The following is a 25,436-nucleotide window of genomic DNA, read 5'->3' on the forward strand; positions in this document are numbered from 1 at the left end:
GACGTTACGCGTTTACGAGGTTGGGGCATTCTTCTCCCCGCGCCAGCCGTTGGATATTCTGTAGCGTGGTCTGGCCGATATGCGTCAGCGCCTCTTCGGTCAAGAAGGCCTGATGGCCGGTGAACAGTACGTTATGGCATGCCGATAGCCGCCGGAACACATCATCCTGTATGACGTCGTTGGATTTATCCTCAAAAAACAGATCGCGCTCGTTTTCGTAGACATCCATCCCTAGCGCGCCAATCTTTTGCATTTTGAGTGACTCGATGGCCGCCTGGGAATCGATAAGGCCACCGCGGCTGGTATTGATGATCATGACGCCATCTTTCATTTGCGCGAAGGCCGCGCGGTTGAGCAGATGATGGTTTTCCGGGGTCAGCGGGCAATGGAGGGAAATGACGTCCAAGGCGGCATAGAGGCTCTGCAAATCCACATATTCGGCGCCCAGCTCCAGCGCCTGGGGGTTAGGATAGGGATCATACGCTAGCAGCCGCATGCCGAATCCGCGCAAAATACGCATTGCGGCGACGCCTATCTTGCCGGTGCCGATAATCCCGGCGGTGCGCTGATGCATATTGAAACCAATAAGCCCTTCAAGAGAAAAGTTGGCATCGCGGGTGCGCTGGTACGCCCGGTGAATGCGCCGATTAAGACACATCATCATGCCCACCGCATGCTCCGCCACCGCTTCCGGTGAATAGGCGGGTACCCGCACCACCTGAATGCCTAACGCCCGCGCTGCCGCGAGATCGACATTATTAAAGCCGGCGCAGCGCCAGGATGGTGATGCCCAACGCCGCCAACTACTCTAGCACCTCCCGGCCGCCGTCGTCGTTGACGAAAAGGCAAACCGCGTTGCAGCCCTCGGCGGTTTTGGCGGTGCGGGGCGCTAGCAGGAAATCGAAATATTCCATCTCGAAGCCGAACGCCTCATTAACCTGGGACAAATATTTATGATCGTAATTTTTGGTACTGTATACAGCGACTTTCATTATTTCGTCTCCTTGGCAATCCGGCGAGCGTAGCAGATGGCCATTACAGGCACAATGCGGCGTCGGTTATCGGCAATATAGTCCTCTGGTAGGATATGTTATTGTGGGCGGGTTTGTCAGCCACAAGGACTGTCATGCCCCGGACATTAATACCGCTCGGCGTTTTGCGCCGCCCCTTGCGCAATGTTGCGCTGATGCTATTGCTGCTCTTTCTGCTGCTGCTCGCGCTATGGCTCACCCTGCCGCGCTGGTTACCGACGCTGGCCAATAGGGCGCTGCCCGACGATCTGCAATTAGGGCGCCGTACAGCTGCCGGCCTTTCGCCTTAGCCGTCCCGATTGCGTCTGGCTGCGCAGCGACGGCGGCGATCTGACCCGCCGCGCCGGCGCCTGGCGGTTGCATCTCATAGACCTGCGTCTAGACACCGCCTGCGTAGACCAATCGACGTCAACGGCCTCCGCACGGGATCCGCTTGCGCAATGGCAAGGGTTGCCGGCATTTAGCGTGCTTATCGACCGGCTGACGGTAGCCCCCTGGCAGGAGTGGGCAGGCCGCCTGACCCTGACGCATGCGGGGCCAGGCACCCGGCTCGCTTATCAAAGCGATAAACTGGCGGCCGAGCTGGCCCTTGACGATCACCAATTGACCCTGGAGCGCCTGTCCTTGAACGGCGCGCCCGCTCCCGCGCCGGTAGTCTTACAGGGGAAACTCACCCTGGCCCCCGGCGCCCGGCTGCTGCCCGAGCGCGGGACCGTGCAGGATGGCCTTACCCTGGCGAACGGTACGGCGCTCACCTTTGATCTCAACTGGCGTCAACAGCAGGGTGTGCTGTCGATTACCGATAGCCAGAACGGCATGACGCTGGTGCATCTGCCGTGGCGCCTTTCCGCACGAGAGTGGGTGGTGAGCGATGGACGGTGGCGTTGGCCTTACGCCACCCAGGCGCTGGCGGGGGGAATTGCCCTGACGCTGACCGACTGGCGCGACGGTCTGGCCGGCCTCGGCGTCAGCGCGCGGCTCAACGTGCTGACGCAGGGATTACGTGGGCGCGCCAACGCGGTGTTGAATATCGATCCTGGCCCGCTGCGGCTGACGGATAATCGCCTGCCGTTTCGCCTCAACGGCATGGTAAATGACAACACTCTTTCGCTGGATGCCGCTATCCCCGGCGAATTGCGCGGCGATGTTATCGCCCCGTATCTTGCCTTGTTGCCCGGCGCGCTTTTGTGTCTGGTCGGGGGCGTGTCGGACGTGTTTGACATCGATAGCGCGCGTTTGCCCCTAGCCTGTGTTCAGCTGTCCTCCGCGGGGGTGAACGGCCGGCTACAGGCCATTTTACAGGCCAGAGCCGGAAACCATGGGCGTTTTACACTGCATTTGGACGGTAAAGCGTTGAACTTCTGGCCCGACGCCGGCGATTGGCGGTGGCGGCTGTGGGGCAATGGCGAGCTGTGGCCGTTTGACGCTAGCTGGCGCATTGCCGGTCGTGGTGCCTGGCAGGACCACATTCTGCGTCTGAGCGCGGCACAGGGGGAAATGGATCGTTTTCGCTATGGTCTTATCGATGCCCGCCCCTGCGGTTGACCGCGCCGCTCGTGTGGCGCCGCGGCGACAGCCGTTTGGTCGGCGTTCGGCTGTCGCTATCCTACCGCCTGGCGCAAAGCCGTTGGCAGTTAGGGATCCGCCAGCCGGCTGCATTGCACATCGATGAAATCATCTTCCCTATAGCCTTGTGTGAGCTGGATACCGGCCTGAAAGGTTTCTATCCCTTTGATGACGACCATCCGCTCACCTTAACTCACATGACGTTGAAAACTCTTGGCGGTCAGGTATCTTTAACCCCGCTGCGGCTGCCGCAGCACGCGCCAGCGGTGCTGAAGGTGCAGGGTGTGGAAATGAGCGAGCTTATCACCGCGTTAAAACCCAAACAGTTCGCCATGTCCGGGCGGGTAAGCGGCGAGCTGCCGCTGTTGCTTGATGATGCGAGTCAGCTTATCCCCGCGGTTGGATTGCCAGCGATAATTTGATGACATTGCGTCTGGATCCCCAGTTCGCCGAAGCACCTGCCGAAGGGGAGCCTTAATGCGTTGGATCAAGAGCCTGATTGCGCTACTGTCGCCGTTGCTTTTTACGCAGTGCGTACCGCGTATTGAAATCGCCACGCCGACCGCGCCGATAACCATTAACATCAAAGTCAAGGTCGAGCACGATATCCTCATAAAGGCCGACCCGCAAAGCGAGGCGCTGCTAAATCGCGATCGGGCCGCATCCGAGACATCAGCGCGCGTTTGTTTTTTACCAATCCTTCCGGACCCTGTTCGCTGTAGCGGAAGGTCACGCCGGCGCGGGCGATCAAATCGGAGTAGTTTTTCAACTGGCTGGGGATCGCGAAGTTGTACATAGGCGCGGTCAACACCAGCACATCATTAGCCTGCAATTCATTCATCAGCGCGTCGGATAATTCCAGCGTCTGCTGCTGACGCGGGGTTAAGGTGGCGTCGGAAGGACGCAGCGCCCCGACCAGTTCACCATCCAGCTCCGGGACCGGCTCGGCGCCCAAATTGCGCACGGTAATCTCGTCGCCTGAATGCTGCTGGCGCCACTGCTCAATGAAATGGTCAGCCAACGGATTTGACTGGGAAAAGGTGGCCAGAATACTGGACTTGACTACCAAAACTTTGCTCATGGATATTCCTTAATGAAGACGGGTTCAACAACCTGACGTTTACTCTAGGCAACTTAGCGCCGGGATGAAAGCGCAATAATTCGAGTTGTTCATTCGAAAATACTGAACAACACCGGGAACCCTAGGGCGCCGCGCCGGATTATGGTAGAATGGGGGCCAATAAGTTGAAGAGAACGGCTGGCCGGGCGCGCACGTCCGGCCGCAGGTAGAGGAAAGACAACGTGAATTCACCCCTTGCGGCACTGACCGCCACGCTGGACGATGTCATGATCCGCGACAAAACGGTGCTTAAACGCCGCCTGCGGGGCGCCGCAAAACGGCCGTTGTCCGGCGAGCAGCAGCAACGCTGGCAGCGGGAAATGGAAACCGCCATTGCCGCTTCGCGGCAGCGGGTGCTGGACCGCCGCGCGGCCGTGCCCTTCATCACTTACCCAGAAAATTTACCCGTCAGCCAGAAACGTCAGGCGATTCTTGAGGCGGTACAGGACCATCAAGTGGTCATCGTGGCGGGTGAAACCGGTTCAGGTAAAACCATGCAGCTGCCAAAAATCTGTCTGGCGCTCGGGCGGGGCGTTACCGGCATGATCGGCCATACGCAGCCGCGAAGGCTGGCGGCGCGCAGCGTGGCCGATCGTATCGCCGGCGAACTGGAGACCCCGCTCGGGGGCGCCGTCGGCTACAAGGTGCGGTTCAACGATCAAATTGGCGACAATACTCTGGTGAAGCTGATGACCGACGGCATACTGCTCGCGGAGATCCAGCAGGATCGCCTGTTGCTGCAGTACGACACGCTGATTATTGACGAAGCCCACGAGCGCAGCCTCAATATCGATTTTATTCTCGGCTATCTGCATCAGTTGCTGCCGCGTCGACCCGATTTGAAAGTGATCATTACCTCCGCCACCATCGATCCGGAGCGCTTCTCGCGCCACTTTCATCACGCGCCGATTATTGAAGTTTCCGGGCGCACCTATCCGGTGGAGGTGCGCTACCGCCCGCTGGCGGAACAGGCGGACGACGAGGGGGATCAGGCTCAGGGCATCTACGATGCGGTGCAGGAACTAGGTAAAGAAGGGCCGGGAGACATTCTGATTTTCTTGAGCGGCGAGCGGGAAATCCGCGATACCGCCGACGGCCTCAATCGGCTCAATTTGCCCCATACCGAGGTGTTGCCCCTGTACGCGCGCTTATCCAACGCCGGACAGAATCGGGTGTTTCAATCCCATTCCGGGCGGCGCATCGTGCTGGCGACCAACGTGGCGGAAACGTCGCTGACGGTCCCCGGGATCAAATACGTCATTGACCCCGGTACGGCGCGGATCAGCCGTTACAGTTTCCGAACCAAGGTACAACGCTTGCCTATCGAGCCGATTTCCCAAGCGTCGGCCAATCAGCGAAAAGGCCGCTGCGGCCGCGTGTCGGAAGGTATCTGTATCCGCCTCTATTCCGAGCAGAATTTTCTCTCGCGCCCGGCCTTTACCGACCCCGAAATACTGCGCACCCATTTGGCGTCCGTCATACTGCAAATGACGGCGCTGGGGCTCGGTGATATCGCTGCGTTTCCGTTTGTGGAAGCCCCCGATAAGCGTCATATCCAGGATGGCGTTCGGCTACTGGAAGAACTGGGCGCGCTGGAGGGCGAAACGGCCGAGGGATATCGCCTGAGTCCCCTTGGCCGGCAATTGGCCCAGTTGCCGCTGGATCCGCGCCTGGCGCGCCTGGTACTTGCGGCCCGCAGCGGCGGCTGCGTGCGTGAGGTGATGATTATCGCTGCCGCGCTGTCTATCCAGGATCCGCGCGAACGGCCCATGGACAAAAAGCAGGCATCGGATGAAAAGCACCACCGCTTCGCGGACAAAGAGTCTGATTTTCTCGCTTTTGTCAATTTGTGGGATTACCTCCAGACGCAGCAAAAAGCATTATCCTCCAGCCAGTTGCGCCGCCAGTGCCGGGTGGATTTTCTCAGCTATTTGCGCGTGCGGGAATGGCAGGACGTCTATACCCAACTGCGCCAGACCGTTAAAACTCTGGGCCTGCCGATCAATGCCCAACCCGCCGATTATCGGTCGCTGCATAGCGCGCTGTTGACCGGCTTATTGTCCCATATTGGACAAAAAGACACCGATAAACCGGAGTACACCGGTACCCGCAATGCCCGTTTCGCGCTTTATCCCGGCTCTGCGTTGTTCAAAAAACCGCCCAAATGGACCATGGTCGCGGAGCTGGTAGAAACCAGCCGGCTATGGGGCCGGATTGCCGCCCGCATCGAACCGGAGTGGATAGAGCCGCTGGCGCCTCACCTGGTGAAACGCAGTTACAGCGAACCCCATTGGGAGAAGGCCGCCGGCGCGGTCATGGCCGCGGAACGGGTGACGCTTCTGGGGCTGCCCATCGTCATCGGCCGGAAGGTCAACTATGGCGCCATTGATCCGGCGCTTTGCCGCGCGCTGTTTATTCGCCATGCGCTGGTGGAAGGGGATTGGCAGATCCGTCATCCCTTTTTCCGCGCCAACCGGCGGCTGCTCGATGAGGTTGAGGAGCTGGAGCATAAATCCCGGCGCCGGGATATTTTGGTGGACGATGAAACGCTGTTCGCGTTTTACGACGGGCGTATCGGTGAAGAGGTGGTATCGGCGCGCCATTTCGATAGTTGGTGGCAGCGGATGCAGAAGGCCGATCCCGAGCGGCTCAATTTTGAAAAAACCATGCTGGTACGCGCGGGGGCGGAAGCCATCAGTGCGGTTGACTATCCTAATATTTGGCGCCAGGGCAGCCTGAAACTGCAGCTGAGTTACCAGTTTGAACCGGGCAACGATGCTGACGGCGTCACGGTGCATATCCCGCTGCCGCTGCTGAATCAAGTTTCGCCGCAGGGGTTTGACTGGCAAATTCCCGGCATACGGCGGGAGTTGGTGATTGCGCTGATTAAATCGCTTCCTAAACCGTTACGGCGTAACTTTGTTTCGGCGCCGAATTATGCCGAGGCTTTCCTTGAGCGTGTGACGGCCGGCGACACGCGGCTGCTGGACGTCCTGGAGCGCGAACTGCGGCGCATGAGCGGCGTGACCATCGAGCGAGAGGCCTGGCAACTGGACCAGGTGCCCGATCATGTGAAAATGACCTTCCGGGTGGTGGATGAGCAACAAAAAACCCTGGCCGAGGGCAAAGATCTGGACAGTCTGAAAGCCCAGCTTAAAGACAACGTTCAGCAGACCCTGGCGGCGGTAGCGGAGGAAGGGCTGGAGCAGGAGAATGTGCAAAGTTGGCATTTCGGCTCCCTACCGCAGCGGTTTGAGCAGAAAAAGGGCGGCTATCGGCTTATGGCTTGGCCGGCGCTGGTGGATGAGCAGCAAAGCGTCGCCATCAGGCTGTTTGAGACCGAAGAGCAGCAGCGGCGGGCCATGTGGCAGGGCGTACGCCGCCTGCTGCTGCTCAATATTCCCTCGCCGATCAAATATCTGCATGAAAAATTGCCCAATAAAGCCAAACTGGGGCTCTATTTCAATCCTTACGGCAAGGTGCTGGAGCTGATAGACGATTGTATCAGCTGCGGCGTGGATAAACTGATGGCGGAACAGGGCGGGCTGGTGTGGCAGGAGCAGGACTATTTGCGGCTACAAGAGCATGTGCGCGGCCATCTTAACCCGATGGTGGTCGACATCGCCAGTCTGGTGGAGCAAATTCTAAGCGTGGTGTTCGCCATCAATAAGCGGCTGAAAGGGAAAGTCGATCTTAGCCTGGCGCTGGCGATGTCCGATATCAAAAGCCAGCTCGACGGCCTGGTGTACCGCGGCTTTGTCACCGCGAGCGGCGAGCGGCGGCTGGCGGACATTTTACGCTATTTGCGCGCCATCGAACGCCGCCTGGATAAATTGGCCATCGATCCGCATCGGGACCGTGCGCAGATGCTGAAAGTGGAAGCGGTGCAGCAGGCGTGGCGGCAATGGTTGGCCAAACTCCCGGCCGCCCGGCGAGAAGAGGAGGCTGTGGCGGACATTCGTTGGATGATTGAAGAGCTCAGGGTCAGCTTTTTTGCCCAACAGCTGGGGACGCCGCCCCCCGTCTCGGAAAAACGCATTCAGCAGGCTATGGATCTTATTCAGCCGTAAACTGTGCGTTAAAGGTGCCGGCGCTTAGGGCGCCGGCTTATTCCGCTCCCCGGCGCTGAGTTGCGTCAGTTGGTCGCGAATCGCGGTAATAGCCAACGCGCGGTTATCGGCCCGGTAGCGGTCTTTCGCCAGAGGCGCCGAACTTTGGATGGCTATCAATCGCCAGCCGGTCAAGGTATAGAGCATGAGCGGCGAGCCGCTGTCGCCAGGCAGCGGTGCGATGGCACCGCACTCTGCGCCCAGCCGGTAATCTGACAGTTTTCATGGCGATAGAGCGTATCGAGATGATCCTCGGGATAACCGGCCTGCGTAACGTGCCGTTCTGCTTGTTTCAACTGTAAGGTTAACTCTTCGCGATCGCCTTCCCAAAGCGGTAGCGGCTTTAATGCCGTGAAAGCCTGTTTCAGGCGAATTAACGCAAAATCTTCCCCGGGCCGCCGACGGTGGTACCACCCAGCCATCCCCGGCGGGTTTCAATCGTTTGCCTAGCGAAGAGGAGACCAGTGTTTCGATCGCGCTGGTCTGATAGCGCCAGCGCTGGTGGTCGGCGACAAAACGTAACATAACGGCGGCGTCAGCACACAATGGCCGGCCGTCAACGCCAGATGCGCAGAGATAAGCGTGGCGGTACACAAATTGCCGCTGGCGGTTTCCACCTGGCCAATAGCCTGCCACGGCCAACCGGTGGGATCCATAATGGCCTGACGTTGGTCGTGGCCGAAGAAAAGCGTGCGCTGCTCGTCGCTCAATGCGGCGGCGGCGCGGGACAAAGGGATCATCGTGACCAATAACACCAGCAATGGCGCAATACGCATAGAAAGACGTGCCTTATGATTATCTCGAGATTCATCCGTGCGGCGTTTACTCACTATAGCCGATAATAGTCACTAAGGAGAGTAAAAAACGTTGTGTTTCAGTCGGCTAAAGGCAGCCTGCCGTAGGCCGTCCGTCTGTCGGGTAGCCAGAGGTAGAATGACGTACTAATTAGCGCGCAGAGGATCAAGACGCCCAGAATAATTTCATAGCGATAACGTCGCAGCACATAGATCGGACCCTAATAAAGCGACACCCGGAATTCCGGGTGTCGCGGTAGAGCGATTTTCCGCGGACCAGGCCCGCGAAGACCCTGGCCGAGCGCGGCGGTGAGGGGGAGTAACCGCCGGTCGGCAGGGGTTACCTCAATTAAGCGGCAGGCGTGGCGGCAGCGGCTTTCGGCGCGGCTTTGGTGTGTTTTTTCACGTGTTTCTTCGCGGCCTGGGCAGTTTGGGTGGCTGCAACTTTTTTATGCTTCTTAACGGGTTTCTTAGCCGCCTGAGTAGTTTGTGCCGGTGCGGTTTTCTTGGCTTTTTTGTGTTTTTTGACGTGATGCATGGTTTTTGCCGGTGCCGTTTGGGTGCTGCTGCTGCCGGCGGCCGGTGCGGTGGTGGTATCAGCGGCGAAAGCTGCGCTTGACAATCCCATGGTAGCGGCAACAATCAGTGCGAAAATTTTTTTCATTATCATATCCTCAGCATTGCGGTTTCGGTGACAACCCCGAGTCGGGGCCGATGACGGAAGTTTAGGGGAAGGCGCGCGCGTTGTAAGTAAGTGAATGGTATCGCTCTGTAACCGTTTGTACGACGTGCGGGTCACTATGACTCTGGGAGGTCACGCCTTGAGGTTAGGCAGTCATATGCGACGTCACCTTCCGCTGCCGCCACGCCTTGGCCGCCGGCTGAGGGGAAGCATGCTACCGTGGGCTCGAAAGTCATAGCGGATATTAGTTACAACATACGATGGATTTGAATCATTTTTACTCCTCGTCCGGCGCTACCGCTAAAACAACGCATCAGAGCAGAGCGGGCTAGACTAACCGTGTGGGAAAGCGGCCGCCGATTTGAGCGGCCAGCAGAACAGAAAACGGGCGCCGCCCAGATGGCTTTCGCCGACGCTAATCTCGCCACCATAGGCGAGGGCGATGGAGTGAACGATGGCCAACCCCAGGCCGCAGCCGCCGGTGGTGCGATCGCGGCTTGGATCCAGGCGGACAAAGGGCTCGAAAATCCGTTCGCGTTCTGCCGCCGGAATCCCCGGGCCGTCATCATCGACCTGCAGATATCCCCAGTCGCCCTGCTGGCCGAGACGAATGCTGATGCTTTGACGGCTGTAGCGCAGCGTGTTGTTTACCAGATTATCCAGCACTCGTTCGGTAAGCCGTTCATCCAGGGGACCGAAATCTCCCCCGGCGGGGACCTCCTGCGCAATAGCGCGCTCCGGATGCAGGGTGCGCATATCCTCGATTTTCTCGCCGAGCCAGCGCGGTAGATCAAAGGCGGTCAGATTAAGCACCACCTGCGGCCGGTCGAGCCGGGCGAACGTCAACAGCTCATCGATAAGCCCCTCCAACTGGGCAATGTCATGATTCAGACGTTCTTGCTCATCCGGGGCCACGCCTTCGCTCATCGCCAGCCGGTAGCGCAAGCGTACCAGCGGCGTTCGCAGCTCGTGGGCGATGCCGTCGATAAGCCGTTTTTTACTGGCGATGAGCGTATTGACGCTATCCGCCATTTGGTTGAAAGCGATACCCAGCCGATAGAGACTGGAGGCGCTGTCAAAATGGGTACGCTCATTGAGATGGCCCTGGCCGAGACGCTGCGCGGCCAGCTCCAGCTTCAGCATGTCCTGCCAGTGCGGGCGCATCCAGACGAATACCGGAAAGGCCTATCATGACCAGTAGCGCTAAATCCAGCAGGCGCATCTCGTGCAGAAAGAATAAATAGGGGATCGGCCCGACCGCCAGCACGTAATTACTGCGCGAAATACGCTGGATAAAGGTGTATTCATCATCAAGGGCGATGATTTCGCCACGCCGTAAACGCCGGTCCGAATCCGGCCGCCGGCGGAATTTTTTCATCGGCTCGATATGCAACTTGAACGACAAATTGAGATCAAGATGGTTGATGGTTTTGTTCCAGTCGCGCGGCGGGATGGCGCGCAGTTCACTTTTCATCAGATAAAGCGAGCTTTTCATCAAATCATCAAGGGATTTGCGGCCGGCGCGCTCGGCGGTGACTTTGTAGACCAGTCCCACCAATAGCGTCATGATCAGAAAGCAAACGAACAAAAGCAGGTAGAACTGGATAAAGAGCTTTCTCATGGCCGGGTGCGGTCCCAGGCGTTGGGGGCTAACAAATAGCCTTATTGCGGATGGTTTTAATACGAAACGGCTCAAGGGCGCTGTCGTCGAGCTTTTTACGCAGACGGGATATCGCCACGTCGATGCTGCGGTCCAGGCCGTCATAACTGACGCCGCGCAGCTTTTTCAGCAGCGCCTCGCGATCCATTATCTGCCCGGCATGGCAGGCGAGCTCCCAGAGCAGTTCAAAGTCCGCCGTGGAGAGCAAAACGGTGTGGCCGTCGAGGATCACCTGACGATTGATGGCGTCGATACTCAGTTGACCAAAGTGCAGCACGCTGGCGGTGCTCGCGGCGGCGGGGAACGCAGGCGCGCGCGCCGCGCCGCTATTCTGGCGCAAATGCAGCCGTACTCGGGCCAGCAACACCGCGAGCGGCGTCGTTTTAAAAATATAATCGTTGGCGCCCATCTCCAGCGCCAGCACATGATTCATATCGCTGTCCAGCGAGGTCAACAAGACGATAGGGCCCGCGTAGCAGGGACGTAAATCCCGGCACAGCGTCATACCGTCTTTGCCGGGCAACAGGATATCCAGCAGCACCAGATCGGGCGCGTGCGCCTCGATAACCTCCAGCGCTCGGTTGCCGCGCGGCTCCACAATCACCTCGAAGTCGTGCTTACCCAGCCAGGCGGCTATCAGAGTGCCGACTTCGCTATCGTCTTCTACATATACGATCTTGTTCATCAATAGACTTCACCGCTTTCCAACGCCAACATCCCCACCCAGAGCATACCGCCACTCGCGCCTCGACGCCACGTGCCGGGATAAATGATTTGTTAACAGCAATAAAGGTGAGATCCCGGCCACAAATGTTGACAAAGAGGGGGCGATTGCGCGTGACCATGTCAACTTTTAGCACTTGCCGATGCGGCTTAGCACCTATTATCCCGACCGTTATGATATAGTGCGAAACGGGCGAAAGGCGAGCGACGCCAAACGGTTTAGAGAGGAACGGGCGAGATGAGCAAACCTCAGTTTGCAAATGCCGAGCAGGGTGAAACCTTTTGCTTCGATTACACGGATTATCTCTCCGCGAGCTGTAAGAAACGCTGGAGCTTCATCGACGCGATATACGGCGTTATTCCCATTTTCGGCATGGTCACGCGCAAGGCCGCGGCGAGTAGCCAGACCGATCAGGAGAAGCTGAAAGCGTTGGCGTTGCAGGTTCTTTCAACCCAGGTGAATGATGAAACGAATATTATCCGGCTAATCACGCTTGCCGGCCAGCAGGGGCTGACCCGCTTTGATATTCAATTGCCTTACGCTCTCGAAGGGGAGCAACTGGCGCAGATCCGCCAGGAAGTTGGCTCACCGCTGCAACTCACCCAACAAGATGAGCGGCTGCTTATACGTCTGCCTATCCCTAACGCCGCCACCTCGGCCTGAAACGCGCGCCTTGATCTGACTAACGTCTGCGCCGCCTGTCTTCGGGTGCCAGGGGCTAGGGCGACAATAACCCCCGGCGCCTGGCGCGCGCGGCACATCTACGGTGAAATTACCTCTACACGGCAGGCACTCAGGCTACGCGCGCCCTTATTTAAACAGGTCGGCGCTGATGGTCAGGTTACTGCCGCTCTGGTTCTGCTGCCACTGGCGCGTAATGTGATAAAACTTGGCGCCTTTCTTCGCCGCACGTCGCGCGGTTTCGGTTGAAATATCGGTTGAGCTATTGAAATGGCCGGTAAAGCTGATGGAGTCAAACGGGACCATTTGCGCCGCGGTGATGTTGTTAACTTCTTGAATCTTGGTACCGTCGGGTAAGGTGACGGTGTAACGCGCGCCGCGAGTGGATTGCGTCTCAAAGAAGCGGCCAACTTTACTGCTGGGGGACTCTAACGAAGCAACGCCCGGAATTTCCACATTGGCGGCCGCGGCACCCCCGGCGGCCAGCGCCGTTTTACCGGCTTCGGAGTTGGCCGGGATCTTGTCCGGGCTCTGCACTACGCGCTTCGGCGCATCCGCTCGATAAATGAAGGCGGTGGCAAACTGGTTTCCGCCCTGATTGGCGTTTATCTGGCGCACAATATAGTAGGAGTTGGCGCCTTTGGCTTTCGCCGTTTTGGAAATGGCGTCATTGATTTCCGGCTGGTTGCGATAAAAACCGTTAACCGATACGGTATCATAAGGCTCCAGTAAATTGGCCTCGGTGCGCGGTAGCTCCTTGACGCCATTGAATACCCGGTACTGCGTCTCGGTGGAGGCGGGGGGGCGCATCTTGACGATACAGATCGGCGGTGACGCGCCAGTTGCCGCTGTTGTTGGCGTCATTGATATTGACCACGTAAAACGCCGCGGCGCCAACCTGGTCCGCGCGGCGCGAAACCGCTGCGGCGGCATCGTTAATGGCGTTAAACCGACCGGTGATATTAATACGTTCAAAAGGCTGCAAACTGGCGGCCTTTTCCGGCGAAAGCTCCTGCGCCGCTTGCGCGCTAAAGGTCAGTAAAATCATTAACGCCGATGTCAATAGTGTCTTCTTCAGCTTCATACACGCAAAATGTGCTGAACTGTTGATGTATAACAGATTAGGCGCCGATTATGGCATGTAATAATGGCAACTGTCTCAGCATTTCATGTGACGATTGACAACATTTGCTTTTAACGACGGCTTTGTTGAATAAATCGAACTTTTAGGTGACTGGCGGCTCTGATCACTACATTCGTTTCAACATCAGGTCCCCATGGCAAAGCAAAAGTTTAAAATCACCAACTGGCCCGCATACAACAATGCGCTCAGGCAAGCGGGAGGACCTGACAGTATGGCTTGATGAGTCAGCCATTGCTGCATGGACTGAGAGTACACCACCTGAACATCGTGGCCGGCCGCTTCACTACACCGATATGGCCATTACCACGGTTCTGATGATAAAGCGCGTGTTTAACCTTTCGCTCCGGGCGTTACAGGGTTTCGTTGACGCGATTTTTAAACTGATGGGGCTGTCGCTGCGCTGCCCAGATTACTCTCTGGTCAGCCGGCGAGCAAAAACCGTCGACATCAGCATAAAAACGCCAACCCGCGGCGAAATCTCACACCTGGTCATCGATGGCACCGGCCTGAAAATCTTCGGCGAAGGCGAATGGAAAGTCAGGCAGCATGGGGCTGAGAGGCGCAGAGTATGGCGCAAGCTTCATCTGGCAGTGGATAGCGCGACACATGAAATTATCTGTGCCGATTTATCGCTAAGCGGTACGACAGATGCGCAGGCGCTGCCCGGGCTGATTAACCAAACCCACCGGAAAATCAGGGAAGCGTCAGCTGACAGTACTTACGATACGCGTTACTGTCATGATGCTCTGCTGAGGAAAAAAATAAAGCCGCTTATCCCACCGCGAAGTGGTGCGCAATATTGGCCAGCTCGATACCATGAGCGTAACCATGCGGTGGCAAATCAGCATCTGAGCGGCAATAACGATACCTGGAAAAAGAAAGTAGGTTATCACCGGCGTTCACTGGCTGAAACGGCCATGTTCCGGTTTAAAATACTTCTGGGTGGTCATCTGAGTCTGCATGACTATGACGCGCAGGTAGGTGAGGCTATGGCAATGGTCAAAGCGCTTAACCGGATCACGCTGTTAGGAATGCCAAACAGCGTCCGCATCATGTAACAATCGCCCTGATAGGGAGGAAGTCGTCACAAATTTCGGATTTATTCAACAAAGCGTTTAACGACCTGAATGCGGCGGGATTTTTATCCCAAAACGTAATTAACCGGCACAAAACATAGACCGCTTATCTTAATTTAAGTAGGTTAGTAGTTGACGCCTGCTGGATTTCCCGGGCGGCGGCCCGTGATGCCGCGCGTTCCGGCCCCGGCAACCTGTCATTTACAAAAGAACTGAATAATAAGGGAAAGCTATGCGTATTGGTGTACCAAAAGAACGCGTTGCCAACGAAGCCCGGGTCGCCGCCACGCCTAAAACCGTCGAGCAATTGCTTAAGCTGGGTTTTAGTGTCGCGGTGGAAAACGGCGCCGGTACATTGGCGAGTTTCGAGGATGCCGCGTTTGTTGCGGCGGGTGCGACGTTGATAAATACCTCTGAAGTTTGGCAGTCCGATATCATTCTTAAAGTCAATGCGCCGACCGAGGATGAAATTGCCCTGCTGAAAAGCGGCACGACGTTGATAAGTTTTATTTGGCCGGTGCAAAATGCCGACCTGCTGACGGCCCTGCGCGCCAAAAACGTCACCGTCATGGCGATGGACGCTGTGCCGCGTATTTCGCGTGCGCAGTCGCTAGATGCCCTGAGCTCGATGGCCAATATTGCCGGCTACCGCGCCATCGTTGAGGCCGCCCATGAATTCGGCCGCTTCTTTACCGGCCAGATTACCGCGGCGGGTAAAGTGCCGCCGGCGAAAGTGATGGTGATCGGCGCCGGCGTCGCAGGGCTGGCCGCCATCGGCACCGCCGGCAGCCTCGGCGCCGTGGTGCGCGCTTTCGATACTCGTCCCGAGGTGAAAGAACAGGTGCAAAGTATGGGCGCAGAGTTCCTCGAGCTGGAGTTTAAAGAGGAGGCGGGCGGTTCCGATGGTTACGCCAAGGTAATGTCTGACGCCTTTATCAAAGCCGAAATGGCGCTGTTCGCCGCGCAGGCGCAAGATGTCGATATTATCGTCACCACAGCATTGATTCCGGGCAAGCCGGCCCCCCGTCTTATCACCAAAGAGATGGTCGCCAGCATGAATCCGGGCAGCGTTATTGTCGATCTGGCGGCGCAAACCGGCGGCAACTGTGAGCTGACCGTGGCGGACCAGGTGACGGTGACCGATAACGGCGTGCGAATTATCGGCTATACCGATTTGCCCAGCCGGTTGCCCACCCAGTCCTCCCAGCTGTACGCCACTAATTTGATAAACCTGTTAAAACTGCTCTGTAAAGAGAAGAATGGCGATATTGTGGTGGATTTTGACGACGTCGTTATCCGCGGCGTTACTGTTATCCGTGACGGCGAATTAACCTGGCCGGCCCCGCCTATCACCGTGTCCGCTCAGCCGAAGCCGGCGCAGGCTGCCCCGGCGGCAACGCCCGCAGCGCCGCCCCGGCCGGCGTCGCCGCTGCGTAAATATGGGCTTATCGCCGTGGCTATCGTGTTATTTGGCGCCCTGGCGAATGCGGCCCCGCGCGATTTCTTATCGCACTTTACGGTGTTTGCCCTGGCATGCGTCGTGGGTTATTACGTCGTCTGGAATGTCAGCCATGCGCTGCACACCCCGTTAATGTCGGTCACCAATGCGATTTCAGGCATTATTGTCGTTGGCGCGTTATTACAAATCGGCGATGGCGGATGGGTCTCTTTCCTGTCGTTTATTGCCGTGCTGATTGCCAGCATCAATATCTTTGGTGGTTTCACCGTCACTCAGCGCATGCTGAAAATGTTTCGTAAAAATTAAGGGGTGAACCATGTCTGCAGGACTCGTCACAGTGGCTTATATCGTCGCCGCCATTTTATTTATTTGTAGCCTGGCGGGGCTATCTAAACACGAAACATCGCGACAGGGTAACCTGTTTGGCATTACCGGGATGGCTATCGCGCTCATCGCGACGGTGTTGGGACCCCATGCCGGCAATGTCGGCTGGATCATTGTTGCCATGGTCATCGGCGGCGCCATTGGGGTGTATTTGGCGCGCAAGGTAGAAATGACCGAGATGCCGGAGCTGGTAGCGATTTTGCACAGCTTCGTCGGCTTGGCGGCGGTATTGGTCGGCTTTAATAGTTATCTGGAGCACGACGCAATTACTAATGCGGTCATGGAGAATATCCATTTAACCGAGGTTTTCCTGGGGATCTTTATCGGTGCGGTGACCTTCACCGGCTCGATCGTGGCGTTTGGCAAGCTGCACGGGAAAATCTCATCCCGTCCGCTGATGTTGCCGCGGCGCCATCAAATGAACCTCGCGGCGCTGGTGATTTCGTTTTTACTGCTGATACTTTTCGTGCACAGCGACAATATCGGCCTGCAGGTGCTGGCGCTGTTGTTGATGACCCTCATCGCCCTGGCGTTCGGCTGGCACCTGGTCGCCTCCATTGGTGGCGCCGATATGCCGGTAGTGGTTTCCATGCTTAACTCCTATTTCGGCTGGGCGGCGGCGGCGGGTTTCATGCTGAGCAACGATCTGCTGAACGTCACCGGCGCGCTGGTGGGATCGTCCGGTGCCATCCTCTCCTACATCATGTGTAAAGCGATGAACCGCTCCTTTATCAGCGTCATCGCCGGCGGGTTTGGTAACGACAGCAGCGCCGGCGATCCCGAAGCCAAAATGGGGGAATATCGTGAAACCACGGCGGAGGAGGTGGCCGAATTGCTGAAAAATTCCAGCTCGGTCATCATCACTCCCGGCTACGGCATGGCGGTGGCGCAGGCGCAATATCCGGTACACGATATCACCGCCAAGCTGTGGCAGCGCGGCGTCAATGTGCGTTTTGGCATCCATCCGGTGGCGGGGCGCTTGCCGGGCCATATGAATGTACTGTTGGCGGAGGCGAAGGTGCCTTACGATATCGTGTTGGAGATGGATGAAATCAATGATGATTTCAGCGCCACCGATACCGTGTTGGTCATCGGCGCCAACGATACCGTCAACCCGGCGGCGCAAGACGATCCGCGCAGTCCCATCGCGGGAATGCCGGTGTTGGAGGTGTGGAAAGCGCACAACGTCGTGGTCTTTAAGCGTTCGATGAATACCGGCTACGCCGGAGTACAAAATCCGCTGTTCTTCAAAGACAATACGCAAATGCTGTTTGGCGATGCCAAGCAGGGCGTAGAAGCGATTTTGCGCGCGCTTTAATCGTTAGCCCAGCCGGCCGGCCCCGTATTTCTTTCGGTGGCCGGCCTGTAGGTTGACGCGCTGCCGGCTGTAATGGGTAACGCTTATCGTAGCGTGCCGCCAGCTGCGGCGACTGGGCGCCAAAGGCCGCCAGGTTGGCCTTGAATACATTCGCCAGTAGTGTGGCGTTCTCAACCCCCGGCGCACAGAGCACTTCCCCCAAATCAAGGGCGCGCAGGCTGGCGGTGACCACATTATCCGCACTCATTCGCGCTAATGCGCTCAAATCCATCCCCTGACGTTCATGAAATTCGGTGGCGACGATGCTGGGACAAAGCGCCTGGACGCGCAGGCCGGCGGAGCCCAGCTCTTCGTGCAGCGCCAATGACATGGACACCAGATGGGAAATGGTGGCGACATAGATGGCGCGCCCGGGCGCTTGCCCGGGCGGGGCCGTTGCGCCAAACGCCAGCATCCCCGCCACGGCGGCATGCGCCACCAGGGTGGGCGCGATACACTTCACCTGAAGTAATTCGCTTGCTTTCTCCGGCGGCAGCGTCGTGAAGGGCATATAATGGGCCCCGCCGGCATTGTTGATAAGCAATGTCAAAGGCTCCCGTCGGCATAATTCGGCCACGGCGGCAATACCGGCCGCGGAAGCCAGATCTGCTACGACCGGGCGGATGTTGACGGCGGGAAATTCGGCAGCCAGTGCGTCCAAACGTTGTTGGCGGCGTCCCACGACAATCATGGGGTCCCCCCGGGCGGCCCGCCGGCGGGCAAAGGAAAGGCCGATGCCCGAAGAGGCGCCGGTGACCAGCGCTAAAGGTGTCAGGCTTTGCATGTTTTCTCTCCTGTTTATAGGGAACCGTTGCGGAATGCGTCGCCTCGTCGGCGGCGGGCCGGCGAACGGCAGCGGCCGGCCGTTTGGCATTTCCCCGTCACTGCCCGGCATTGTAGCGTGGCATCAAAGTGGGCGGTATCCTACCGCCGGTGTACAGAGTGTTCGTTTTTACGTACACTCAGCGCGGAGGGCAAACGCGGAAAGAACGGTATTAAGCGCTTGGGCATCCTGCGCTGTGCGTCGCGCGCAGGTGAGAGGCGCCACCTACGTTTAATGGCTGGCAGCGGCGCCAGGGGAGCGAAAAGTGACAAAAAGGGCAACGGACAGGCTGAGCGATTTGAAAGCGTTTGCCGCCGTAGCGCAGGCCGGCGGCTTTCGTCAGGCGGCGCGCGCGTTGCACGTCAGTCCCTCCGGCCTCAGCGATGCGGTGCGGCGGCTCGAAAGCTACTTGGGCGTACGCCTGCTTCACCGCACGACGCGCAGCATATTGCCGACGGAAAAAGGGAAACAGCTGCTGGAGCGCATTGGTCCCGCTTTCGCTGAACTCGCGCAAGCGCTGGAAGCCGCCACCTCATCGAGCAATCGGCCCGCGGGTACGCTGCGTCTTACCGTACCGGTTAATGTCTCCCGCTTGGTGCTGCCTCAACTTCTTGCGCTTTTTCTCAAACGCTATCCAGACATCAAGGTTGAGGTGATGGCGGAAAGCGGCATTGTCGATTTCCTGTCCGCGGGGTGCGATGCGGGGATCCGTTATGACGATTGGCTTGAGCAGGATATGATTGCCGTCCCCGTGGGACCGCGCCAACAACGTTTCGCCACGGCGGCGTCGCCGGCCTACCTTGACCGGCACGGCCGCCCTCGTCATCCCCAGGATTTGATGAAAATGGAATGTTTGCGCAGCCGGTTCGACGGGGAAAATCTGGAAATATGGCACTATTGATCTACAGTGCCGGCACCGCAACCGATCTCGGCGTCGCCTCGGCGGTCGCCGGGCTGGGGGTCATCTCTATCTATTTGAAACCTGGCTGCACCCCGCGATTGACAGCGGCGAACTTGAACCGGTGCTGCAACCCTGGTGGCACACCTTTTCCGGGCCTTATCTTTATTATTCCGGCCGCAGGCTGGTCCCGCCGCCGCTGCGCGCGTTTATTGATTTTATTCAATCTACAAAGGATGCCGTTGCGTCATTTCCTGACCGGTAAATAACGTCGTCCTTAAAGGCAGAGGTGTCAGCCGCAAATCGGCCGCTTAGCGGGGCGCTCAATCAAGGGCCGCCAACGCTTGCGGCCTCGTTTCCCTCCTACCTACGTCAGTGCGCAACGCAATCCCCCGCCGTTGACCGAGCAGGGTTCGGCATCATAACCGGCGATAAAAGTATAATTTCCTGCAAACGGCCGGCAAAATAAAATTTACTCCTCCCTTATCGGAAATAAGCACTACAGTTTATTAGCGTATTTTCGGGTTCTCTATGCCGCCGGTTTTTCATCCGGCCGGTCGCTTTGTTGAATAAATCCGAAATTTGTGACGACTTCCTCCCTATCAGGGCGATTGTTACATGATGCGGACGCTGTTTGGCATTCCTAACAGTGTGATCCGGTTAAGTGCTTTAACCATTGCCATTGCCTCACCTACCTGCGCGTCATAGTCATGCAGACTCAGATGACCACCCAGAAGTGTTTTAAACCGGAACATGGCCGTTTCAACCAGTGAACGCCGGTGATAACCTACTTTCTTTTTCCAGGTATCGTTATTGCCGCTCAGATGCTGATTTGCCACCGCATGGTTACGCTCATGATATCGAGCTGGCCAATATTGCGCACCACTTCGCGGTGGGATAAGCGGCTTTATTTTTTTCCTCAGCAGAACATCATGACAGTAACGCGTATCGTAAGCACTGTCAGCCGACGCTTCCCTGATTTTCCGGTGGGTTTGGTTAATCAGCCCGGGCAGCGCCTGCGCATCTGTCGTACCGCTTAGCGATAAATCGGCACAGATAATTTCATGTGTCACTCTATCTACTGCCAGATGAAGCTTGCGCCATACTCTGCGCCTCTCAGCCCCATGCTGCCTGACTTTCCATTCGCCTTCGCCGAAGACTTTCAGGCCGGTGCCATCGATGACCAGGTGTGAGATTTCGCCGCGGGTTGGCGTTTTTATGCTGATGTCGACGGTTTTTGCTCGCCGGCTGACCAGAGAGTAATCTGGGCAGCGCAGCGACAGCCCCATCAGTTTAAAAATCGAGTCAACGAAACCCTGTAACGCCCGGAGCGAAAGGTTAAACACGCGCTTTATCATCAGAACCGTGGTAATGGCCATATCGGTGTAGTGAAGCGGCCGGCCACGATGTTCAGGTGGTGTACTCTCAGTCCATGCAGCAATGGCTGACTCATCAAGCCATACTGTCAGGTCCCCCCGCTGCCTGAGCGCATTGTTATATGCGGGCCAGTTGGTAATTTTAAACTTTTGCTTTGCCATGGGGACCTGATGTTGAAACGGAGCCTGTTTAGAAATTTGTGTATTTGCCTGATTTTGATATGCGCTGTGTTGAATAAATCCGAAATTTGTGACGACTTCCTCCCTATCAGAGCGATTGTTACATGATGCGGACGCTGTTTGGCATTCCTAACAGCGTGATCCGGTTAAGCGCTTTGACCATTGCCATAGCCTCACCTACCTGCGCGTCATAGTCATGCAGACTCAGATGACCACCCAGAAGTGTTTTAAACCGGAACATGGCCGTTTCAGCCAGTGAACGCCGGTGATAACCTACTTTCTTTTTCCAGGTATCGTTATTGCCGCTCAGATGCTGATTTGCCACCGCATGGTTACGCTCATGGTATCGAGCTGGCCAATATTGCGCACCACTTCGCGGTGGGATAAGAGGCTTTATTTTTTTCCTCAGCAGAGCATCATGACAGTAACGCGTATCGTAAGCACTGTCAGCCGACGCTTCCCTGATTTTCCGGTGGGTTTGGTTAATCAGCCCGGGCAGCGCCTGCGCATCTGTCGTACCGCTTAGCGATAAATCGGCACAGATAATTTCATGTGTCACGCTATCTACTGCCAGATGAAGCTTGCGCCATACTCTGCGCCTCTCAGCCCCATGCTGCCTGACTTTCCATTCGCCTTCGCCGAAGACTTTCAGGCCGGTGCCATCGATGACCAGGTGTGAGATTTCGCCGCGGGTTGGCGTTTTTATGCTGATGTCGACGGTTTTTGCTCGCCGGCTGACCAGAGAGTAATCTGGGCAGCGCAGCGACAGCCCCATCAGTTTAAAAATCGAGTCAACGAAACCCTGTAACGCCCGGAGCGAAAGGTTAAACACGCGCTTTATCATCAGAACCGTGGTAATGGCCATATCGGTGTAGTGAAGCGGCCGGCCACGATGTTCAGGTGGTGTACTCTCAGTCCATGCAGCAATGGCTGACTCATCAAGCCATACTGTCAGGTCCCCCCGCTGCCTGAGCGCATTGTTATATGCGGGCCAGTTGGTAATTTTAAACTTTTGCTTTGCCATGGGGACCTGATGTTGAAACGAATGTAGTGATCAGAGCCGCCAGTCACCTAAAAGTTCGATTTATTCAACAAAGCCTTTGATATGTTCAATCCAACATCAAAAACAGGTTAATTTATGGACGAAAAACAGTTGCAGGCTCTGGCTAACGAACTGGCCAAAAATCTCAAAACCCCTGAAGATCTCAGTCACTTCGATCGGCTGCTGAAAAAAATCAGCGTCGAAGCAGCTCTCAATGCCGAAATGACCCATCACCTCGGCTACGATAAAAATCAGCCTAAACCGGGGACCAACGCCCGCAACGGCTATTCCACAAAAACCGTTACCACTGGCGATGGCCCGCTGGCGCTGCGTACTCCGCGCGATCGTGACGGTTGACCCTGTACACGATTCTGTGTAAATGCCTTTTCTCAGAAGTGACCGTCCAGGCGGTCACCGAACTCGATAATAAAGCGGCTCATTGCCATGCGCCAGTCCCTCAAAGGCATTATCCATTTCTGTGAAGCCGCCTGTATCGCCAGCCACACCACCTTTTTCACTGCGTCGTCGGTCGGGAACACCTTGCGCTTTTTAATGGCATGCCGGATCACGCTGTTTAACGACTCGATGGCGTTGGTCGTGTAGATCACCTTGCGGATGTCCGTTGGGTAGGCAAAGAACGTGGCCAGATTGGCCCAGTTTGCCTGCCAGCTTCGACTTATTTGCGGGTAGCGGATGTCCCAGGCACTGGAGAACGCTTCCAGCGCCTGCAAGCCGGCTTCTTCCGTAGGGGCCTGATAGATAGCTTTCAGGTCGCGGGTGACGGCCTTGTAGTCCTTCCAGGAGACGAACCGCAGGCTGTTGCGCACCATATGCACGATACACAGCTGGAGCCGCGCCTTCGGATACACCGCGTTAATAGCGTCAGGGAAGCCTTTCAGCCCGTCTACGCAGGCGATAAGGATATCGTTCAGGCCGCGGTTTTTCAGCTCTGTCAGCACGTTCAGCCAGAACTTTGCGCCTTCATTTTCGGCCAGCCACATACCTCTAGCAACTCTTTCTGGCCTTCGGATGTTGATGCCCAGCGCCAGGAACACAGATTTGTTGATGATGCGGCTGTTCTGCCGGACTTTTATAACGATACAGTCAAGATAAACAATGGGATAGACTGCATCCAGAGGCCGGTTTTGCCATTCGACAACCTGCTCCATGACCGCATCGGTGACCTTTGAGACCAGCGCCGGCGAGGCATCGGCGTTATACAGCTCTTTGAACGCGGCGGCGATCTCGCGGGTGGTCATCCCTTTGGCGTACAACGATAAAATCTGGTTATCCATCCCGGTAATCCGGGTCTGGTTCTTCTTCACCAGTTGCGGTTCAAAGGAACCGTCACGATCGCGCGGAGTACGCAGCGCCAACGGGCCATCGCCAGTGGTAACGGTTTTTGTGGAATAGCTGTTGCGGGCGTTGGTCCCCGGTTTAGGCTGATTTTTATCGTAGCCGAGGTGATGGGTCATTTCGGCATTGAGAGCTGCTTCGACGCTGATTTTTTTCAGCAGCCGATCGAAGTGACCGAGATCTTCAGGGGTTTTGAGATTTTTGGCCAGTTCGTTAGCCAGAGCCTGCAACTGTTTTTCGTCCATAAATTAACCTGTTTTTGATGTTGGATTGAACATATCAAAATCAGGCAAATACACAAATTTCTAAACAGGCTCTGTGACTCCCCAATCAGCTGTATCTCCGCAGAAAATGGGGAGTCGCTGGAGAAGCGAAAATAGATCTGTGTGGCCGTCAAAATCCGTAATCTAACCTGTGGTCAGGTCAAACACGGAACCGGAGTTGTCAGGACGAAGTTTGGCTAAATCGGGAGCAGAAATCTCTCGATGCATAACTTAACAGATACGATAACTACATTGACGTCTACCTTAGCTATAAATTTTGTAACCACTTCTGGACTGTCCAAAATAGCTATTTTTTAGGGTTTTAGGGAGTCCAGAATTGTTTGCAAATTAGTCCAGAATATTTTGCATCGCTACACGCCGCGCCCAGGCGGGGCGACCAATGGCGCAGCCAGGCGCTGTCTGGATTGCGCGCCAGCGCGCACAGCGTGATAAGCATCAGTTGCGAAGGCAGCAGCAGGCCATTATGCAACAAGAAATACCAATATTAGGGGCCGTGGGTAAACAGCACGGTGGCTAATAAGAAACAGCCCACGATAAACAGCACCATCATGCGGCGCGCGGAGGCCGATAGCACGACCCCCGACAGATGGGCGCGTTTGAATAGTGCATACGCCAGGATACCGCCGAAGAATTCCGGTACGCGAAACAGCGGCAGACGCTGCAATAACCCGGTATAAGGCACGCCATACTGATGCTGCCAAATAACCCATAGCGGCGGCAACAGATAGACCAGCATGCAGATCCCAAGCCACAGCCAGGGGTTGCGCACATTCATCAGACGCGGCGCCGCCCAGGGGAACAACAGATAAAAGAAAAACAGCGCCGAGCGACCAGAGCGGTGCATTGAACGTCAGGAAATAGGGGTTCCACGCCTGTAGCATAAATAGCTGTAAGACGCTGTTGAACGCCAGCTGCACGTTATCCATGTAATGACGGAACAGTTCCGGATGCGTCTGGCCCAAAATTTCATTGGTGTCGTACACCACAAACCAGATTGTCGCGCCGGGACCTTCGGGCGGTATCGCCAACCATTGCATGAACGTAACGACCAGCATGGACGACACCAGCGCCACGATATGAATGGGATAGAGATTAAACAAGCGCTTACGCCAAAAATGGCTGGCCGGCTCGCGTAATCCGCGGCCGCGAACATAGACATGGGCGAGTAGAAACCCGGACAGGACAAAAAAGGCGCTGGTGGCGAAAAAGCCCATACTGGTCAGCTCGCTCAGACCAAACACTGCGTTGAATTGCGGATAGTGGTGAGCGGTATGATAAATCATTACGTAACAGCCAAGCAGGAAGCGCAGCCACTCCAGGTCGATAAACCGTTCCTTTTCCAGTTGCGTCATTTTTCCTTCTCCGGACTATAAGCGTCAAACACGATAGCGGGCAGGTCAAACATCAGATATTTGTCAATGTATTTATTATGGTTTTGAATGGTAAGTCATCTTACTATCTAAGCCCATCCCGAATGTGATAGAGTAAGGGTTCTCGGGTTACTTTATGAGCAATCCGGCGACATCGCCGGTCATCAAAGCAACGGACGCAGCGGCGAACAGAGAAGGCCATGAACGTCTTTATACCAAATCGGCGGCTTTGCGCCGTCATGTCTTACGTCATTATGGGATTTATCTTAGGCGCCGCTACCGCTGGCCCTTTCTTCTGTCCGTTCCCCGCCGTGGCGCGG

Annotated in this window: 15 protein-coding genes and 10 pseudogenes; 12 read left to right on the top strand and 13 right to left on the bottom strand. The window is 56.6% G+C overall.

All coding sequences use genetic code 11. From position 1 onward, the window contains the following. Positions 1-4: 4 nt before the first annotated feature. Positions 5-992 (bottom strand): annotated as a pseudogene (locus SOPEG_RS12055) (2-hydroxyacid dehydrogenase). A gap of 134 nt (positions 993-1,126) precedes the next feature. Between SOPEG_RS12055 and SOPEG_RS27560 the strand changes: the two are divergent. The 4 genes and pseudogenes from SOPEG_RS27560 to SOPEG_RS26365 form a co-directional block, all read left to right on the top strand. After that, entirely contained in the window at positions 1,127-1,321 is a 195-nt protein-coding gene (locus SOPEG_RS27560) for a hypothetical protein (RefSeq protein ID WP_025245534.1), read from the top strand. A 19-nt stretch (positions 1,322-1,340) separates the two neighbouring features. After that, on the top strand, positions 1,341-2,576 hold the full coding sequence (locus SOPEG_RS27565) for an intermembrane phospholipid transport protein YdbH family protein (protein WP_470252317.1): 1,236 nt from the start codon (positions 1,341-1,343) through the stop codon (positions 2,574-2,576). A gap of 11 nt (positions 2,577-2,587) precedes the next feature. Next, positions 2,588-3,019 carry an intermembrane phospholipid transport protein YdbH family protein gene (locus SOPEG_RS28295; protein ID WP_470252318.1) on the top strand — a complete coding sequence of 144 codons (432 nt, stop codon included), beginning with the start codon at positions 2,588-2,590 and terminating at the stop codon, positions 3,017-3,019. Between the two features lie 55 nt (positions 3,020-3,074). Then, a pseudogene (locus tag SOPEG_RS26365) lies at positions 3,075-3,242 on the top strand (YnbE family lipoprotein); the annotation flags it as partial. A 13-nt stretch (positions 3,243-3,255) separates the two neighbouring features. On the opposite strand, the pseudogene SOPEG_RS12070 reads toward SOPEG_RS26365, so the two are convergent. After that, positions 3,256-3,678, bottom strand: a pseudogene (locus tag SOPEG_RS12070) (NAD(P)H-dependent oxidoreductase); the annotation flags it as partial. Between the two features lie 221 nt (positions 3,679-3,899). On the opposite strand from SOPEG_RS12070, the gene hrpA reads away from it, so the two are divergent. Then, a complete protein-coding gene (gene hrpA, locus SOPEG_RS12075; protein WP_025245536.1) occupies positions 3,900-7,787 on the top strand; it encodes an ATP-dependent RNA helicase HrpA in 3,888 nt (1,295 codons plus the stop codon). 24 nt (positions 7,788-7,811) lie between these two features. Here the strand turns inward: hrpA and SOPEG_RS12080 are convergent. From SOPEG_RS12080 to rstA, 5 genes and pseudogenes are all read right to left on the bottom strand, one after another. Then, positions 7,812-8,602: pseudogene (locus tag SOPEG_RS12080) on the bottom strand (trypsin-like serine peptidase). Between the two features lie 98 nt (positions 8,603-8,700). Continuing rightward, entirely contained in the window at positions 8,701-8,829 is a 129-nt protein-coding gene (gene ydgU, locus SOPEG_RS31195; protein ID WP_470250508.1) for a small membrane protein YdgU, read from the bottom strand. Between the two features lie 140 nt (positions 8,830-8,969). After that, a complete protein-coding gene (gene asr, locus SOPEG_RS12085) occupies positions 8,970-9,284 on the bottom strand; it encodes an acid resistance repetitive basic protein Asr (RefSeq protein WP_025245539.1) in 315 nt (104 codons plus the stop codon). A gap of 351 nt (positions 9,285-9,635) precedes the next feature. Beyond that, a pseudogene (gene rstB / locus SOPEG_RS12090) lies at positions 9,636-10,923 on the bottom strand (two-component system sensor histidine kinase RstB). Next, a pseudogene (gene rstA, locus SOPEG_RS12095) lies at positions 10,920-11,647 on the bottom strand (two-component system response regulator RstA). Before rstA ends, rstB begins: the two co-directional pseudogenes overlap by 4 nt. 276 nt (positions 11,648-11,923) lie before the next feature. On the opposite strand from rstA, the gene SOPEG_RS12100 reads away from it, so the two are divergent. Continuing rightward, positions 11,924-12,349 carry a hypothetical protein gene (locus SOPEG_RS12100; RefSeq protein ID WP_025245540.1) on the top strand — a complete coding sequence of 142 codons (426 nt, stop codon included), beginning with the start codon at positions 11,924-11,926 and terminating at the stop codon, positions 12,347-12,349. Between the two features lie 147 nt (positions 12,350-12,496). Here the strand turns inward: SOPEG_RS12100 and ydgH are convergent. Continuing rightward, positions 12,497-13,451 (bottom strand): annotated as a pseudogene (ydgH, locus tag SOPEG_RS12105) (DUF1471 family protein YdgH). A 193-nt stretch (positions 13,452-13,644) separates the two neighbouring features. Here ydgH and SOPEG_RS12110 point away from each other — a divergent pair. The 3 genes and pseudogenes from SOPEG_RS12110 to pntB all read left to right on the top strand — a co-directional run bounded on the left by SOPEG_RS12110 (position 13,645) and on the right by pntB (position 17,748). Beyond that, positions 13,645-14,569: pseudogene (locus SOPEG_RS12110) on the top strand (IS5-like element ISSoEn1 family transposase). A gap of 250 nt (positions 14,570-14,819) precedes the next feature. Then, positions 14,820-16,352: a Re/Si-specific NAD(P)(+) transhydrogenase subunit alpha gene (gene pntA / locus SOPEG_RS12115; protein WP_025245541.1), complete on the top strand. Its 1,533-nt coding sequence runs from the start codon at positions 14,820-14,822 to the stop codon at positions 16,350-16,352. Between the two features lie 10 nt (positions 16,353-16,362). Next, positions 16,363-17,748 carry a Re/Si-specific NAD(P)(+) transhydrogenase subunit beta gene (gene pntB, locus SOPEG_RS12120; protein WP_025245542.1) on the top strand — a complete coding sequence of 462 codons (1,386 nt, stop codon included), beginning with the start codon at positions 16,363-16,365 and terminating at the stop codon, positions 17,746-17,748. On the opposite strand, the gene SOPEG_RS12125 is transcribed toward pntB, so the two are convergent. After that, the gene (locus tag SOPEG_RS12125; RefSeq protein ID WP_071882190.1) at positions 17,678-18,571 is read right to left on the bottom strand and encodes an SDR family NAD(P)-dependent oxidoreductase; all 894 of its coding nucleotides are present in this window, start codon (positions 18,569-18,571) and stop codon (positions 17,678-17,680) included. The two genes, pntB and SOPEG_RS12125, sit on opposite strands and share 71 nt — an antisense overlap. A 337-nt stretch (positions 18,572-18,908) precedes the next feature. Here SOPEG_RS12125 and SOPEG_RS12130 point away from each other — a divergent pair, with 337 nt between their 5' ends. After that, the gene (locus SOPEG_RS12130; RefSeq protein ID WP_417903412.1) at positions 18,909-19,511 is read left to right on the top strand and encodes a LysR family transcriptional regulator; all 603 of its coding nucleotides are present in this window, start codon (positions 18,909-18,911) and stop codon (positions 19,509-19,511) included. Then, the gene (locus SOPEG_RS30885; RefSeq protein WP_417903413.1) at positions 19,499-19,777 is read left to right on the top strand and encodes a hypothetical protein; all 279 of its coding nucleotides are present in this window, start codon (positions 19,499-19,501) and stop codon (positions 19,775-19,777) included. Before SOPEG_RS12130 ends, SOPEG_RS30885 begins: the two co-directional genes overlap by 13 nt. 345 nt (positions 19,778-20,122) lie before the next feature. Here SOPEG_RS30885 and SOPEG_RS12135 read toward each other — a convergent pair whose 3' ends face one another. Next, positions 20,123-21,046, bottom strand: a complete 924-nt coding sequence (locus SOPEG_RS12135; protein ID WP_025245544.1) for an IS5 family transposase — start codon at positions 21,044-21,046, stop codon at positions 20,123-20,125. A gap of 118 nt (positions 21,047-21,164) precedes the next feature. Then, on the bottom strand, positions 21,165-22,088 hold the full coding sequence (locus SOPEG_RS12140; RefSeq protein ID WP_025243865.1) for an IS5-like element ISSoEn1 family transposase: 924 nt from the start codon (positions 22,086-22,088) through the stop codon (positions 21,165-21,167). A 114-nt stretch (positions 22,089-22,202) separates the two neighbouring features. Between SOPEG_RS12140 and SOPEG_RS12145 the strand changes: the two are divergent. Continuing rightward, positions 22,203-22,460: pseudogene (locus SOPEG_RS12145) on the top strand (transposase); the annotation flags it as partial. A gap of 35 nt (positions 22,461-22,495) precedes the next feature. On the opposite strand, the gene SOPEG_RS12150 reads toward SOPEG_RS12145, so the two are convergent. Together SOPEG_RS12150 and SOPEG_RS26375 are read right to left on the bottom strand one after the other, a co-directional pair. Then, on the bottom strand, positions 22,496-23,707 hold the full coding sequence (locus SOPEG_RS12150; protein ID WP_025245546.1) for an IS256 family transposase: 1,212 nt from the start codon (positions 23,705-23,707) through the stop codon (positions 22,496-22,498). Between the two features lie 394 nt (positions 23,708-24,101). Beyond that, positions 24,102-25,098, bottom strand: a pseudogene (locus SOPEG_RS26375) (acyltransferase family protein); the annotation flags it as partial. Between the last annotated feature and the right edge of the window lie 338 nt (positions 25,099-25,436).

It is taken from the genome of Candidatus Sodalis pierantonius str. SOPE, assembly GCF_000517405.1.
In the GTDB taxonomy this organism is placed as follows: domain Bacteria; phylum Pseudomonadota; class Gammaproteobacteria; order Enterobacterales; family Enterobacteriaceae; genus Sodalis_C; species Sodalis_C pierantonii.

Bases quoted from the DNA above. Each gene is read 5' to 3' on its own strand.
- SOPEG_RS27560 (WP_025245534.1), top strand. From the start codon at position 1,127: ATGCCCCGGACATTAATACCGCTCGGCGTTTTGCGCCGCCCCTTGCGC.
- asr (WP_025245539.1), bottom strand. From the start codon at position 9,284: ATGAAAAAAATTTTCGCACTGATTGTTGCCGCTACCATGGGATTGTCA.
- SOPEG_RS12100 (WP_025245540.1), top strand. From the start codon at position 11,924: ATGAGCAAACCTCAGTTTGCAAATGCCGAGCAGGGTGAAACCTTTTGC.
- pntA (WP_025245541.1), top strand. From the start codon at position 14,820: ATGCGTATTGGTGTACCAAAAGAACGCGTTGCCAACGAAGCCCGGGTC.
- pntB (WP_025245542.1), top strand. From the start codon at position 16,363: ATGTCTGCAGGACTCGTCACAGTGGCTTATATCGTCGCCGCCATTTTA.
- SOPEG_RS12125 (WP_071882190.1), bottom strand. From the start codon at position 18,571: ATGCAAAGCCTGACACCTTTAGCGCTGGTCACCGGCGCCTCTTCGGGC.
- SOPEG_RS30885 (WP_417903413.1), top strand. From the start codon at position 19,499: ATGGCACTATTGATCTACAGTGCCGGCACCGCAACCGATCTCGGCGTC.
- SOPEG_RS12135 (WP_025245544.1), bottom strand. From the start codon at position 21,046: ATGGCAAAGCAAAAGTTTAAAATTACCAACTGGCCCGCATATAACAAT.
- SOPEG_RS12140 (WP_025243865.1), bottom strand. From the start codon at position 22,088: ATGGCAAAGCAAAAGTTTAAAATTACCAACTGGCCCGCATATAACAAT.
- SOPEG_RS12150 (WP_025245546.1), bottom strand. From the start codon at position 23,707: ATGGACGAAAAACAGTTGCAGGCTCTGGCTAACGAACTGGCCAAAAAT.